Annotated in this window: 18 protein-coding genes; 4 read left to right on the top strand and 14 right to left on the bottom strand. The window is 42.5% G+C overall.

Annotated features, from left to right (window positions below; genetic code table 11):
* Window positions 1-94 precede the first annotated feature (94 nt).
* From OSCIL6407_RS30290 to OSCIL6407_RS37670, 3 genes are all read left to right on the top strand, one after another.
* Window positions 95-3,061 (top strand): TonB-dependent receptor, encoded by a 2,967-nt coding sequence (locus OSCIL6407_RS30290; protein ID WP_234709928.1) that lies wholly within the window; start codon window positions 95-97, stop codon window positions 3,059-3,061.
* Window positions 3,058-4,173, top strand: a complete 1,116-nt coding sequence (locus OSCIL6407_RS0104870; protein WP_007355788.1) for a PepSY-associated TM helix domain-containing protein — start codon at window positions 3,058-3,060, stop codon at window positions 4,171-4,173. The genes OSCIL6407_RS30290 and OSCIL6407_RS0104870 overlap by 4 nt, the downstream gene beginning before the upstream one ends.
* Window positions 4,174-4,266: 93 nt before the next feature.
* A complete protein-coding gene (locus OSCIL6407_RS37670; RefSeq protein ID WP_267879530.1) occupies window positions 4,267-4,398 on the top strand; it encodes a hypothetical protein in 132 nt (43 codons plus the stop codon).
* 207 nt (window positions 4,399-4,605) lie between these two features.
* Here OSCIL6407_RS37670 and OSCIL6407_RS35210 read toward each other — a convergent pair whose 3' ends face one another.
* The gene (locus OSCIL6407_RS35210; RefSeq protein ID WP_155523377.1) at window positions 4,606-4,779 is read right to left on the bottom strand and encodes a hypothetical protein; all 174 of its coding nucleotides are present in this window, start codon (window positions 4,777-4,779) and stop codon (window positions 4,606-4,608) included.
* 31 nt (window positions 4,780-4,810) lie between these two features.
* Between OSCIL6407_RS35210 and hetR the strand changes: the two genes are divergently transcribed.
* Complete coding sequence (hetR, locus tag OSCIL6407_RS0104865) at window positions 4,811-5,713, top strand: heterocyst differentiation master regulator HetR (protein ID WP_026103653.1); 903 nt, start codon at window positions 4,811-4,813, stop codon at window positions 5,711-5,713.
* A 195-nt stretch (window positions 5,714-5,908) separates the two neighbouring features.
* On the opposite strand, the gene OSCIL6407_RS0104855 is transcribed toward hetR, so the two are convergent.
* The 13 genes from OSCIL6407_RS0104855 to OSCIL6407_RS0104795 form a co-directional block, all read right to left on the bottom strand.
* A complete protein-coding gene (locus tag OSCIL6407_RS0104855) occupies window positions 5,909-6,571 on the bottom strand; it encodes a Na(+)/H(+) antiporter subunit B (protein ID WP_007355792.1) in 663 nt (220 codons plus the stop codon).
* Window positions 6,568-7,179 carry a DUF4040 domain-containing protein gene (locus OSCIL6407_RS0104850; protein WP_007355793.1) on the bottom strand — a complete coding sequence of 204 codons (612 nt, stop codon included), beginning with the start codon at window positions 7,177-7,179 and terminating at the stop codon, window positions 6,568-6,570. Before OSCIL6407_RS0104850 ends, OSCIL6407_RS0104855 begins: the two co-directional genes overlap by 4 nt.
* Window positions 7,176-7,490, bottom strand: coding sequence for a monovalent cation/H(+) antiporter subunit G (locus OSCIL6407_RS0104845; protein WP_007355794.1), 315 nt, complete (start codon window positions 7,488-7,490; stop codon window positions 7,176-7,178). The genes OSCIL6407_RS0104850 and OSCIL6407_RS0104845 overlap by 4 nt, the downstream gene beginning before the upstream one ends.
* Window positions 7,487-7,738, bottom strand: coding sequence for a hypothetical protein (locus OSCIL6407_RS0104840; RefSeq protein ID WP_007355795.1), 252 nt, complete (start codon window positions 7,736-7,738; stop codon window positions 7,487-7,489). The genes OSCIL6407_RS0104845 and OSCIL6407_RS0104840 overlap by 4 nt, the downstream gene beginning before the upstream one ends.
* Window positions 7,735-8,115, bottom strand: coding sequence for a Na+/H+ antiporter subunit E (locus OSCIL6407_RS0104835; protein ID WP_007355797.1), 381 nt, complete (start codon window positions 8,113-8,115; stop codon window positions 7,735-7,737). Before OSCIL6407_RS0104835 ends, OSCIL6407_RS0104840 begins: the two co-directional genes overlap by 4 nt.
* The gene (locus OSCIL6407_RS0104830; protein ID WP_007355798.1) at window positions 8,112-9,539 is read right to left on the bottom strand and encodes a cation:proton antiporter; all 1,428 of its coding nucleotides are present in this window, start codon (window positions 9,537-9,539) and stop codon (window positions 8,112-8,114) included. The genes OSCIL6407_RS0104835 and OSCIL6407_RS0104830 overlap by 4 nt, the downstream gene beginning before the upstream one ends.
* A gap of 11 nt (window positions 9,540-9,550) precedes the next feature.
* Window positions 9,551-9,886, bottom strand: coding sequence for an NADH-quinone oxidoreductase subunit K (locus tag OSCIL6407_RS0104825; protein ID WP_007355799.1), 336 nt, complete (start codon window positions 9,884-9,886; stop codon window positions 9,551-9,553).
* Window positions 9,887-10,271: 385 nt separating this feature from the next.
* On the bottom strand, window positions 10,272-10,925 hold the full coding sequence (locus tag OSCIL6407_RS0104820; protein ID WP_007355800.1) for a hypothetical protein: 654 nt from the start codon (window positions 10,923-10,925) through the stop codon (window positions 10,272-10,274).
* 31 nt (window positions 10,926-10,956) lie between these two features.
* The gene (locus tag OSCIL6407_RS0104815; RefSeq protein ID WP_007355801.1) at window positions 10,957-11,334 is read right to left on the bottom strand and encodes a helix-turn-helix domain-containing protein; all 378 of its coding nucleotides are present in this window, start codon (window positions 11,332-11,334) and stop codon (window positions 10,957-10,959) included.
* Window positions 11,335-11,348: 14 nt separating this feature from the next.
* Window positions 11,349-11,525, bottom strand: a complete 177-nt coding sequence (locus OSCIL6407_RS36895) for a type II toxin-antitoxin system HigB family toxin (protein ID WP_007355802.1) — start codon at window positions 11,523-11,525, stop codon at window positions 11,349-11,351.
* Entirely contained in the window at window positions 11,515-12,438 is a 924-nt protein-coding gene (locus tag OSCIL6407_RS0104805; RefSeq protein WP_007355803.1) for a uracil-DNA glycosylase family protein, read from the bottom strand. The genes OSCIL6407_RS36895 and OSCIL6407_RS0104805 overlap by 11 nt, the downstream gene beginning before the upstream one ends.
* The gene (locus OSCIL6407_RS0104800; protein WP_007355804.1) at window positions 12,435-12,665 is read right to left on the bottom strand and encodes an addiction module protein; all 231 of its coding nucleotides are present in this window, start codon (window positions 12,663-12,665) and stop codon (window positions 12,435-12,437) included. The genes OSCIL6407_RS0104805 and OSCIL6407_RS0104800 overlap by 4 nt, the downstream gene beginning before the upstream one ends.
* 129 nt (window positions 12,666-12,794) lie before the next feature.
* Window positions 12,795-13,598 carry a GIY-YIG nuclease family protein gene (locus OSCIL6407_RS0104795; RefSeq protein WP_007355805.1) on the bottom strand — a complete coding sequence of 268 codons (804 nt, stop codon included), beginning with the start codon at window positions 13,596-13,598 and terminating at the stop codon, window positions 12,795-12,797.
* Between the last annotated feature and the right edge of the window lie 79 nt (window positions 13,599-13,677).

Genomic DNA, 13,677 nt, shown 5'->3' with positions numbered 1-13,677 from the left:
TCATTACCTAAGTCCTGACAAAGCTTGTACCTATAATAATTTGCAATAAAAAATCTAAAATATTTGCTTGACATGACCATCATAGTCATTTATTTTGGTAAAATTACTGCAAATTATTAGCGATAGTATATGGCTTTTTGACTGGGTTATGGCTGATAGCACGGTAGCTCAACGATTCTCGGTGTGTGGTGTGAAAATGAAACTGTATCTACCTTTGGCGTGCGTTGCACTGCTGAGTATTGGTATTGCGCCAATTATGGCGGCTGAGGTTGTGAAAGAGGAGGTAAATGATGTTGCAATAGCGATTGAGAGCGATTCAGCGGACTTTCCTCAAGAGTTGTCCGCGATCGCAATCGCTCCACAACCAGAAACTCCCATTCAAGAACAGTCTTTAATTAAAAGCAAATTATTATTAACAAAGAGAACAGTCTTTAACGAAGATAGTCAATATAATTCGCAGTTGACGCAAAAGATTGATGAGAATCACCCAGGTGCAGCTAGCCCCACACATCCCGAAATTTCGCTCTCCGATGCCGCAGCAGTCACAGCTACAGAAATACCCAAACTCAACGAAATTGAGCAACATAACACCAATGTTGAAGGATTTTTTCAGCGATCGCAAGCAAGTTTTACCTTTTCTGAAAACGTACAAATCTCTCAATCAGTCATACAAGTTACAGGCGTACAACTAAACCCAACTCCCGCAGGTTTAGAAGTTATTTTAGAAACAGCAGCAGGGCAAGTGTTACGAGCAAATACTAGGACTTCCGGCACAACTTTAATTGCAGAGATTTCTAATGCCCAATTAGCCTTACCGGGAGGTGGAGAATTTAAGGCAGATAATCCCTTTGAAGGGATTACTTCAGTCACCGTGACAAATGTTGATGCTAATAGCATTCGCATCAGCATTACCGGGCAAGAAAGATTGCCAATAGCAGATGTAATTAGAAGCGCAAGTGGTTTAACTTTAAGTGTCACGGCTGATGAAGAAATTAATATCACCGTCACCGCCAGACAAGCAACTCCCTATCGAGTACCCAATGCTTCCTCAGCAACTAGAACCGATACGCCAATTCGAGATATTCCTCAGTCGATTCAAGTAGTTCCTCAAGAAGTCATAGAAGATCAACAAGCTACCAGATTAGAAGAAGTATTACGCAACGTTAGCGGTGTCACATACGGCGGAGATAGTACAGGTCGAGGTGCCACATTTGGTATTCGAGGTTTTAACGAGGCCCCTGTCTTGCGAGATGGGTTCAGACGATACGGCGTGGAGTCTTTTCCAGAACTTGCCAACCTGGATCGCGTTGAAGTTCTGAAAGGGCCAGCTTCAATTTTGTACGGCGAAATTCAACCAGGGGGTTTGATTAACTTAGTATCCAAACAACCGCTATCAGAACCTTTCTACGAAGCTGAACTGCAACTTGGAAGCCGGAGTCTTGTCCAACCTCGTATTGATATTTCCGGCCCTTTAACTTCTGATGGCAGTTTGCTCTACCGCATAAATGGATTGTACCGAACAAGTGAGAGTTTTCGGGGCTTTGAGCAAGACGAGCAGCGGTTATTTATTGCGCCGACGCTTACTTGGAGAATAAGCGATCGCGCCGACTTGACAGTTTCTCTTGAATACACCGAAGATCGGCGGGCGGCTGATAATCAACTGCCCGCTATTGGCAATCGGATTGTTGACGTTCCACGCGATCGCATTGGCAGCGAACCCGACGATCGGATAGGAACTGAAGACTTAAATGTTGGCTACAATTTCGAGTACCGTTTCAGTGAAAACTGGAAGCTAAGAAATGCGTTTCGCTATTCATCCTATGAGTATGATTTCAATGTGGTTGCTCTTCAAATTGGCTTTGATGATGCAACTGCCACCGTTAATCGTTTCTGGGCTTCTCAAGACGGGCAGTATAAGAACTACACTCTCCAAACAAACATCGTGGGTGAGTTTGCTACAGGTTCAGTTAAACACACCCTGATCTTCGGTGCAGATATCGCCTACAGCGATGAAAGATTTTTCTCAGTAGGTGATTTTGCCACACCGCTTACCCTCAATATTTTCGATCCGGTTTACGGGCAATTTCCTAAGCCTGATGAGGATACACTAGCTCCTTTTGGAGGAAATGATGTAGAGAGAAGTCAATATGGTTTCTACGTGCAAGATCAAATTTCAATCTTCGATAATTTAAAGCTACTAGCAGGACTTCGCTATGACACCGCAGAGCAAAAAAACAAAGTGCTTTCGGGTAATTCCAGGTCAGTTGAAAGCGAAAAAAATCAGAATTACCATAATTTTACTCCTCGTTTAGGGATTGTTTATCAACCCATTCCTGAAGTTTATCTTTATGCCAGCTATTCGCGATCTTTTACTCCCGGTTCGGCAACAACATCCGACGGTGCTCTCATCGAACCGGAAACCGGAGAAGGCTACGAATTCGGTGTTAAAGGTGAGTTGTTTGACAGCAGGCTTTTCGCTACTTTGGCATACTTTGATATTAAAAAACAAAATGTTGCTGTCACCGATCCCAATAATCCTTTGTTCTCAGTTGCCTCTGGGGAACAGCGAAGTCGAGGCCTTGAACTCGATATTTCTGGACAAATTTTGCCCGGTTGGAATGTTATTGCTGCTTATGCCTACACTGACGCTGAAGTTACAGCAGATACAAACCCCGATTTGGTGGGCAACACATTATTTAATACTCCCAAACATAGTGCTAGTCTATGGACAACTTATGAAATTCAAAGCGGTGAGTTGCAGGGTTTGGGATTTGGGGTTGGATTCAACTATGTGGGCGAGAGAAAAGGGGATTTGGCTAACAGCTTTGAAGCGGATAGTTATTTTCTAACCAATGCCGCAATTTTTTATCAACGCGATAATTTGCGATTTGCAATCAACATCAAAAACCTGTTCAATATCAACTACATTGAATCTGTGAGAAATAGCAGATCCTCTGGCAATATGCCGGGAACCATTGACAGTAATTGGTTCTTTTACAGTGCAATTTTAACAGCAAATGACGGTTTTTATCTAAATCTAAACAAGGAGTTGCAAGTATGAAAGTTCGCAAACTGATACTAACAATACATGGTTCGATAGGAATTGCAATCGGTCTATTACTGACTGTGATTAGTTTAACGGGTAGCGCTATTGTATTTCACCAGGAACTCGATCGCGCCATTAACCCTTCTTTAATGCGAGTTGTTCCCCAAGGAAATCTAGCATCTCTGGATGAAACGATCGCGCCAGTTCAAGCTGCTTATCCTAACTTCCCTTTACAGTCGATTCGCTTTCCTCAAACGCCGAATGGCAGCTATCAGGTGACAATAAAAACCCCAGATGGGGAAAGCCTAGATACGTTCGTAAATCCTTACACGGCTAAGATTTTAGGATCGAGAAAATGGGAGCGATCGCTGATGGGATTTCTCTATCAGTTGCACTACAAATTAGCCTTTGGTCAAGTGGGAACGGCGATTGTGGGCGCGACTGGTTTGTTATTTGTACTAATCGTAATAACCGGGACAATGTTGTGGACTGGTTGGCGAAAATTGAAAAGCGGTTTTACGGTTCGCACGACTGCACCACTACCGTTATTAAGTTACGATATCCATCAAGTCGGAGGCATTTTATCAAGTACATTTTTACTGATTCTGGCTGTTACAGGTGTCATGCTTTCATACTTCGTCCTGCTATTTGCGCTCAATCAACCTCCGCCAGTTGCGAAAGTTTTACCTCCGGCAAAACAACCCGTAGCTTTAAGCGAATTGTTACGCAAAGCTGATGCCGCTATGCCAGATGGAAAAACGACTTATGTAGTTTTTGACGAACATCAACCTGAAAAAATTACGGTTAGTAAACAACTTCCTCACGAGTTGATTCGGTTTGCGATGAGCAGTGTAGAACTGAATCGATATAGTGGGAAAGTTTTGAATGTCAATCGCGTTGTAGAACCGCCACCAATGTTCAAGTTTATGATTGCGATCGGCACTCTTCATTTCGGTCTTTTTGGTGGAATTTATACTCGTATTTTCTATGTTTTTATCGGTTTAATACCGAGTGTTTTATTAATCACTGGTTTGGTGAATTGGAGACGCAGACGATTGTTGATGGGAAGACGGGAATTAACATCTAAATTGCTGGCTGAGGAAGGTCGATCTAACGATATTTCCTAGTGTAATTTAGGGCGGCGATATTGAACAAACACAGTAATTTTTACCCCGATTAAACTTTGCTTAACAGCAATCAAGTGGATCGGGTATACTTAGATGAGCTCGGAAATATTGGAAGTGCGATCGCGCCAGCGATGTTTGGGACTACTATTTTTGGGTGGCGATCGCCAACTTTGCCCCCTTTACCTGACGCACTCGATCCACGATCGTTACGAGCTCAAGGCTTGAGCTACAGGTCAATGGTCTTGCGGCTGATTTGTAGAACCTGACTGGCATGGCTTTTGTCAGACCTCAGTCAATTCCTCCCAGGCCGATAAAAAATTTTTACCGATGTTATCCTCCAATAGGGATGATTCTTCTATGGTTGGACTATAATAAATTGGTGATACTTAACATAATATGTGGGTAAACCCTGAGTGCATAGGGTGCAACAATCTACTTGAATTCGCCAATAACTCGCACTTCTCGGTGCGATCGCCTCCACGCCAACGCCCCAATAGTCTCAGGGAAAGTAACTGGCGTGAGTAATAGGGTTGCCAAAAGGCGCAAGCAAAAATTGGCATCGCCTAATACGGCGTATTCGCAACAATTAACGGAGGATGATACCATGCCTCCAAGTTTGGCTATTTCGGGGATTGTGATGAGTAATGATTCTTTGGATCTGATCAAGAGCCTCAGCCCTAGCGCAATGGATCAGATCATGCTTTATTTGGCATTCAGTGCCATGAGGACAAGTGGGCACAGGCACGGGGCTTTTCTTGATGCCGCAGCGACTGCGGCTAAGTGTGCCATTTATACAACTTATATCGAACAGGATCAAAACCTGCGAATGACCGGACACTTGCATCACATTGAACCCAAACGGGTGAAGGTGATAGTGGAAGAAGTCCGGGAAGCCCTCACTAAGGGCAAGTTGTTGAAAATGCTTGGTTCCCAAGAGCCTCGCTATTTAATTCAATTTCCTTATGTTTGGTTAGAACAATATCCTTGGCAACCAGGGCGGGCCCGGATTCCGGGCAACAATTTGACTGCTGAGGAAAAGCGATATCTCGAAGGTAAACTTCCGCCGAATTTGCCTGACGCTCAATTGATCAATTCTTTTCAGTTTATGGAGTTGATCGAGTTTCTACATAGGCGATCGCAAGAAGAGTTATCTGTCGATCGGCGAATGCCTTTGAGTGAAGCTCTCGCAGAACACATTAAGCGTCGCCTAATCTATTCGGGAACTGTAACTAGAATTGATTCTCCTTGGGGAATGCCTTTTTATGCTCTAACTCGCTCTTCTTATTCTCCAGCGGAGCAGGAAGAGCGCACTTTCATTATGGTAGAGGATACTGCACGGTACTTTAAGCTGATGCAGGATTGGGCGGAAAAACAACCCAAGGTAATGCGAGTTTTGGAGGAGTTGGATATTCCTCCTGAACGCCTTGACCAAGCTCTTGAGGAGTTGGATGAGGTGATACGCCAGTGGGCGGATCGCTATCATAAAAGAGGTGAGCCGACGATGGTGTTACAGATGGTTTTCGGCCCGAAACAGGAGTAGTTTCTTAATAATTAATCAGGGGTAAAAAGGAGTCAGAAACAATTCTGACTCCTTTTTACGCGAAAACCAGGCTTATATAGCAACCGCCACAACAGTTATGACATTTTCGATCGCCCAAACCATTTCTAGTATTGCATTTGCCTCCTGCCTCCTGCCTCCTGCCTCCTGCCTCTTCTTCCCCTTCTTCCCCATCTATCATAACAACCCCCGATAACGAATAAAAATTAACACCACTGCCCACGATCCCAAGGCAACTTTTACCGCTACTAAAATATTCAGCAAAGGAATCATCCCACCACTAACTAAAGCTCCTAATTCTCCATGAGGTAACTCTATCCCCGACAAAGTTACCGCCGACAACACGACAAAAATCAACACCGAAATCTTCTCCCATGTAGCCGCGTGCCATCGTTCGTAAATCCGCTGCATCCACTCCGACGATGAAGTAATTGCCACCAAACCAATCGCAGTTCCTCCGGCCACTCCCGCCGCAAAACCACCCCCCGGACTTAAATGGCCCCGAAGTGACAATTCAATAGCTACTAAAGCCGAAATAGTCGCTCCTAGACGCGCTAAAACAATAGAAGGTTGATCTGTAAATTGATAAATTGTACAGGATGGTCTTTCATTAGCCAAGAGAAAATTAGCTCCCATAATCGCGATCGTAAATACCACTACTTCAAAAATCGTGTCATAAAGCCGATTTCGGAAAATGATCGCTGATACTGCATTGGGAATGCCACTATCTTTGACAATTAATTCTACTATCGAAGTCGCTGAGAAATCTGAGACAGGATTGGCAAAAAGCAGCATTTTAATGTAAAGTGCGATTCCAGCTACAATGTAAACCCATTTCATTGACGATCCTCCCCTGAATCCAAGGCAATTTTATAAATTAGACTGGTGTTTGTCGCGGAAACTTCAGCTTGCACGATCTCATAGATACGTTCGATTCTAGTGACAGTTTGATAAGTCATTTTTCTGGGTTCGCCTTCTGCCTCTGGATCTGCCAATTTCATACAAGTTGCATGAACTTCCTTATCTCTCAGAGCCCGGTGTAAAGCCTGTGTATTCGTGTAGGGTACTACCTCCAGACGGAGATAATATTTGCTAAAAATCCTGCGAAAATCATCGAGCAATGGAGTAAGATCGTCATCAACTTTCTCTACTTGTTCTACGTTTAAAACATCGCCTTCAGCCTCGACTTTCTCCTCTTTTAAAACCCCCAAACGCATTACCAGCGACGATCTCACTGCCACCACATAAAGCGTTACTGCTAGCAGCGTACCCATTAATGCTTCTGTCAAAGCCACATCCGCAGCCCCAAACACTGAATATACTAATGCTGCTATTGCCCCTAATATGCCACGAATTACTAAGGCGTGATAGGGATTCACTTGAACTACTAGCATACAAGCAGCCAAGGGCAAAAGTGCGGTTAAGACATAAATATAACTATCATTCATAATGTCTCCGGTGGCAACTCTGTCTGAGTTTGAGTTTGATTTTTTTCCTCATCACTAGAACAGTATGCTAATACATAGCCTAGCATTGTATTCCAAATTGCTAAGGAAATAATTGCTAAAATTAGCAGCGGCCATTCACTGGGTATTTTCAGCAGCAACCCGACAACGATTAGGATTGAACCCAAGGTATCTGCAACCGAAAGAGTATGTAACTTAAATAATACCGATCGTTTGCCCAGTAGGTGAGAAGTTCCCCAAAACCAGAAGAAAATTCCTACGCCAATTAATAGATAACTCAATATATTAATCATAGGTCATTCATCCGTTTGAGTATGTGTGCCAGCAACATTAATCCTGCATTTCCTACGGTGAGGATAATGGCTGCTACTACGCCGATCATCCAATCATCGCGCAAGACAGATATGAACAGAATCATAATCCCTGCTTTTGAGGAAATACTGCTAAAGGCTAACATCTTTTGCCAAATATTCTCATTTTTCCAGGCCGAATACATAGGTATGAGCATCGCGATAATCATGGCAATTACGATCGAGTTCATGGCTGTTTACCCGGCGAAATTCTGTGGACTTCGTAGTAGCCTTCTTGGTTGTATCTGACAACAATTGTTTTGGGAGTAAAGGTAATCAGAAATACATCTAGAAATATTAGCAGTGGCGAACGTTTGAGTTTTGCCCTTTCCATAATGATATCTTCTCTATTATGGGGACGGATGATGATTTCAAAGGCCTCAAGATATGCTAAGGGAATCGCGATTAAGATTTTGCCCAGCATCTTTAACCAATCTTGCAATCTTACTGAGGATTTATAGCTACGGGGGAGAAGAAATGCAATGAGTAAACCAATGATGATATTTTCTACACTCAGATCGGAAGTGAGCAAAAACCAGATTGTTAATCTTATTAAATACCCAATCATGATAAGGCCATCCAAAAGAGTACGATCAAACTTAGAGTCATCACACCGATCAGATGATCGAATTGCTCAAGTACGCGGGGCAGAGTGATTGCTAACTTTTTAATAATTAAAGCATAAATCAGCCACCCTATACCGATAATTGCCAGTGATTTGATGATGTTATCAATGGTATAAGCCTGGAAATAGGCTACACTTGCGATAATTAGCCCACTGCTTAAAAGTATGACTGCTGGCCAAAAACCGGGTTTGACTTCCTGTTTTTCTCCACGCGCTAGAAAGATGAATTTGCTGAAGGCTATCGCTGTACCTACGGCGGCAATATTCATCGCGATCGCCTGCCAAGGTGCTAAACTTTTTAAGGTCAAGACTTTTGAGCTATATCCTACCAACAAAGGAAAGCCGGAAATCGAGAGACTGCCGATAACTAGGAGAATCCAAATTTTAGGATCTATCCCCTTATGTTCCAATTCTTTAAAGTTACGACTTGGTAAGGAACCGGCAACTAAAAAGAGATGTGATTTAACTAAACCATGAGATAGGGCATAAAAGCCACCGACTTCTGGTGCTGCGAGAATAAAGCCTAACTGGGCAATTGTGCTAAATGCTAGCATCCGTTTTGTATCTTTTTCAAAGATGGCATAAGATACTCCCATTAAAGCTGTTGCTACGCCAAAAATCCTGACGATAGTATTAATTTCATCTGCAATAAAAGCACAGCGCAACAGGGGTAAAATGCTAGCTTTGACGACAATCCCTGATAGTAATGCTGAGACTGGGGTTTCTGATTCTGAGTGAGTTAGTGGTAGCCATAATCCTGAGACAAACACCCCACCTTTAATCAATAATCCTAGAAAAATTAAAGCTAAAGCTTCCGGGGGCGCACCTTTTAAACCATCAAAAGCAAAGGAATGATGGGTTTGATAGACTAAGACTGCGCCCACCAGATAAAATAGCATGGCAGTGTTGCTGATAAATAAATAGCGCAAAGCTACCCAAATCGAGCGATCGGTGCGAGGATAGGCAATTAATAGAAAAGCGGCAATTCCACTGACCTCTAAGGCGACATATAAACTAATAAAATCTGCACAGACAAAGGGCGCATTAATACTGCCATGCAGAACGATCGTTTGGGCGTAAAAGAAAGCAGTTTTACCACTGTGCCAACAGTATAAAATCACCGCAGCAGTTACGATGGCATTTGTGAGAATAAAGTAGCCACTTAAGCGATCTGCGACTAATTTAACGCCGAAATTATCTAGTAAGTTCAGTGTTAAAGGGGAGTCTCCGAGTAATAACTGTAAGGCATAGCCAGCAGAAACAACGGTGATAGCTAAAGCCAGGTATTTGTCAAATTTGGGAAGTAAATAAATGACAAACCCGATAAAAAATGGTAGTGTGAGGCAAGCGATCGTAATCGTATTCATTACTGGGTTATTTAGGGTGTATTGTTTTTCTCTATCTCGTTGGTTTCTAAGGTAGGATTATCCCGTGCCAATTTCATTACACCTACTAGCATCAGGGCTTGAATCGAAAAGCCGATGACGATTGCTGTTAAGATCACACCTTGGGGAACTGGATCGGCGTAAGCTCTATTTTTAACTTCTCCAATAATTGGCGTGAAAAAACCATCTCGCGATGCAATTAGCACGTAGTAGGCTATTACCCCAGTGCTCATCACGTCCATAGAGATGATTTTCATTACGAGGTTATTTTTAAAGATGATACCAAAAAATCCGCACAAGATTGTGGCAAATACGAAGGCTTCTAACACGAAACTTCTTGTTGTGTAAGGTTTGGTTATAATGATACATTATTTGGGTACTATAGTAACCGCCAAGGCGGTTAGGGGCTAGGGGCTAGGGGCTAGGGGCTAGGGTAAGAAGGGGAAGAAGGGGAAGAAGGGGAAGAAGGGAAAGAATAGGAAGAAGGGAATAGAATCAGCGAGTTTGGTGGAACTCAAAACGTCCTAACCGCCTTGGCGGTTGCTATAACAAGACAAAAATTAAAAATTAAAAATTGTGCATAATGTTAATAGGACTTACACAGGTCGTCTCAGAAACCGGATTTTTTAGAGAATCTGTGGGTTCGGGCGAAGTATTTTCGTCAAAAAACCTGGTTTCTTGGGTGAGGTGTTTAAGTCCTGTTAAACTAAATCATTAATTCCATTCTACTTGAACAGGTTTGATTTCCTGTTCGTTGTATGCGGTGACGTAGGCCTTTACATTCCCGTTTGACCAGCTTATGCCTTGGACGTGATACTTGTATTTATCTCCGTATTTTGAACGGGCTAAGTCCACTGCTTTAGCGCCCGCAGCGCCACCTAGCGTGAAGCGCATTATGCCAGTAATTAATAGTATCACGGCTACCCCAAGGATGAATGCAGACTTGGGAGTTGAGGCAGAATGACCAGATTGAAGGCTTGCGGAAACTACAGGTGCAGCACGCAGTTGTATGTAGATCCAGGAGAGGAGAGCGATCGCTATAATTTTAACTAGAAATGACATAGCAAGACCGATTGGATCGAGGCGAAATTCAATTGCCCAGAGTTCTGCTGGCTTCAAAAAGGGAAGTAGTATTAATAGGTTGCCGATGAAGTTAGCAATCCCGAAGGCGGCGATCCAAGTGACTATGGAAACGGCACGCAGGCTACCTCTGATGAGAGATACACCGGCTACTATAGCTAAGATGCTGAAGGTGGCTGAATAATTCCGAGCCTGTGATATTGAGTAGATTGTATACGCGATATCGAGTATGCCAATCGCGATCAGTGCAATTCCTACTCGTTTTAAAATGATGCGATAGTTGTACATTTGTTTTAAAAAGAGCGCAGCGATCGAATTGTTACGCGGGGATTTTTACCGACTGATATGGTTGAATGAGAATTTCAGCGGGAATCCCTAGTTCTTGATTCAACTTCCGAATCATATCTAATGTTAATTGATGTTTCCGAGATAAAACCTCAGACACCGTAGCTTGACTACCGAGACATGACTCTAAATCGCGATGAGAGTATCCGCGAGTTTCCATGTAATAATAAATCGCTTCGATGGGAGCGGGAATTGCGATCGGAATGTGTTTTTTCTCGTAGGCTTCTACTAAAGTGCTGAGAACATCTAATCGATCGTATTCAGGAGTGTTTGAGGCTGCATTAAATAGTAACTCTATTTCTCTAATAGCTTCCTGATAGTCGGTTTCATTTCTAATTGGGCGCAATTCCATATATTTACCTCTGTTTAGACTATTTCTGCATCTACTTTGTCATACTCGGCATGAGTGCCAATAAATCGAATGAAAATAATACTAAGATCGTAGCGAATAGCCACAATTAGCCGATAGCTGTTGCCTTTGATATTGAAAACTACGCGGTTGTTGGCAATGATGCTAGCATTACGATGTGCATCACTCACCATTTTTCCACGTATGCAAAGATGCGCGTAACTTTTCAAGCTCATCATCCTTAAAGCACTTGGAAAAAGAACGATAGCTGTGGGCATTTGGATGTGGAAGGAAAGCAAAAAATCTTTCACTGCTCCCTATCTTTATTGCCTCAGACACTGAGATTTTTTCAGGGATATTGAATTGACCTTGAATTGCTTTCCTTGCACGTTTTCCCAGCACCACAATTACTTTTGCCCCGGCCAGTTCTAAAGTCCTCAACAAATAGGCTTCAACACATTTATTTTGCGCTCGTTTTACTCCAATTTCCTTATGGGATTTACAATGGACTATTTCAGTAAGCGCATAATCAATTCCTGGAAGCACATCCCGTTCAAATAACTCCATAGCACGTTGCCGGACTGCTGCCCAGAACTTAACAGCATGGCTATATGTCCCATCCATTAGTAAGGATTTCGTACCATTGACGATCCATTCCTTGCGTCCCCCTCCAAAACGATAACTGAAGTAATCTTCAATATCATTGTCTGACCAAGACCAATTTGGGTAGTTTTCACCAGCGCCAATTGATGGATTTGAACTCAGAAAAAGAATAGGAGCTTTCTCTATATGTCCACTCCAAGGCTCAGGTACTTGAAAATCGTCTAAATTGAGCGACTTTTGATAATTAACAATTTCGCTACATGGATGTTCAGCAGCAGGATTTTCTCGACAGAACCGTGCATGGGGGCAATGAGCAATTTCATGTAGCAGAGTTTTCTCAGACATTTTAAATGTTGGATTGCTGAATGTTTCAATTATTTGCGGCTTTTCCAATACCCAGGCTCTCGACTGCAATGCGTTACTGCAAGAATCAAAATGTACTACATAGTATTGGACAGCTTCAGCATATTCGGCAAGTGCTTCAGGATGAAATACATACTTCATGGGTCAAGCAACAGCCTCACTTGAGCTAAGGCATCATCTCCCGGAATTGCTTGGACAGCACCGCTTCGGATCTCGTTACGTCGTCTATGAGCCTCAGTTGTCCAAGCGGCCTGAATCATTGGGTCGATATCGAATTCTAAACTTTCTGCGAGTTTTTCTGCCAAAAGTGCTCTTGATGCACTAGGCAGAGATAAAAGCTCTTCTGTCAGTTGTTCAATTGACCGCATAGCTTGTTGCCAAATCCTTAATTACGATCGTAATGTAACAGATTTTAGACCAATAGAAGGTAATTGCTCCAGGGTGGATGTGGTTTGCGATCGCGTTTCACTTGTCGGGAAAAAATGTAACGTTCCTAATTAATTGGCTAAAGATGTAATGTCATCATCAGAAATACCTAGCTCGACGGGTTCGACCTCGTAACCTTCTATACTTGGTATTCTAGTATTTTCTAAGATCAACTCGTTATAGCCTGAATTGGTTACTTCTGGCTCATCTATACAACTCTGAGTGTCAAGCAATATATTATAGCCAACCTCATATTTATAGGATTTAATAACTAAACTATGTACAATACCGGGCTGATTACGCCATAAAACTCGTGTACCGAGAGGATAGTAAACTATATTATGTAGTGGTGGAACCTGCTCTATAAAATTCTTGTTCTCTAAAATTTCAATTAGCTCTTCTAGCTTTTCGGGTGGCAACTCAAACCACTCGCCTTCTACTCTATACTTTGCAAAAGCTTCATGTAAACACTTTTCAAATCTAGGTGCATCTTTAAAAAAAGAAGAGCAAACAAATAAATGTTTAACTGGATCACCTGTTTGCAGTTCCCGCATCCTTTTTGCCACGTCCTTAGCAATGCCTATTTTGTAATATTCATTCGACTTTAGAACATAAATAAATCTGTCCGAATTATTTACTTTCTCATTGGTTTGAGTATAAAAGGGTAAATGTTGCCAAAACCAGGACTCTCCCTTCTCATCTGGAGGAATTTGGGCAAAGTATTCACCTACAACTTTCGCACATTTTCGCCAATGTGCACAGACTACTGTACTAGGATATACGCCTCTGGCAAACCAACCACCTGTTCCTTTGATCCAATAAGTCCCTTGATTATTCTGAATCGGTTTTCCACAGTGGTAGCAAATAGGTTCCAATTACTTACTCCTTTGTTCCTGGCTTAAGTTTCAAGTTACATTTTAGTGCTTTTTAGCGAACCTAACAACAATCTGTCGA

This window comes from Kamptonema formosum PCC 6407, assembly GCF_000332155.1.
In the GTDB taxonomy this organism is placed as follows: Bacteria; Cyanobacteriota; Cyanobacteriia; order Cyanobacteriales; family Microcoleaceae; genus Kamptonema; species Kamptonema formosum.
Note: the sequence above shows the minus strand (reverse complement) of the source record. Positions and strands in the feature narration are given on the sequence as shown.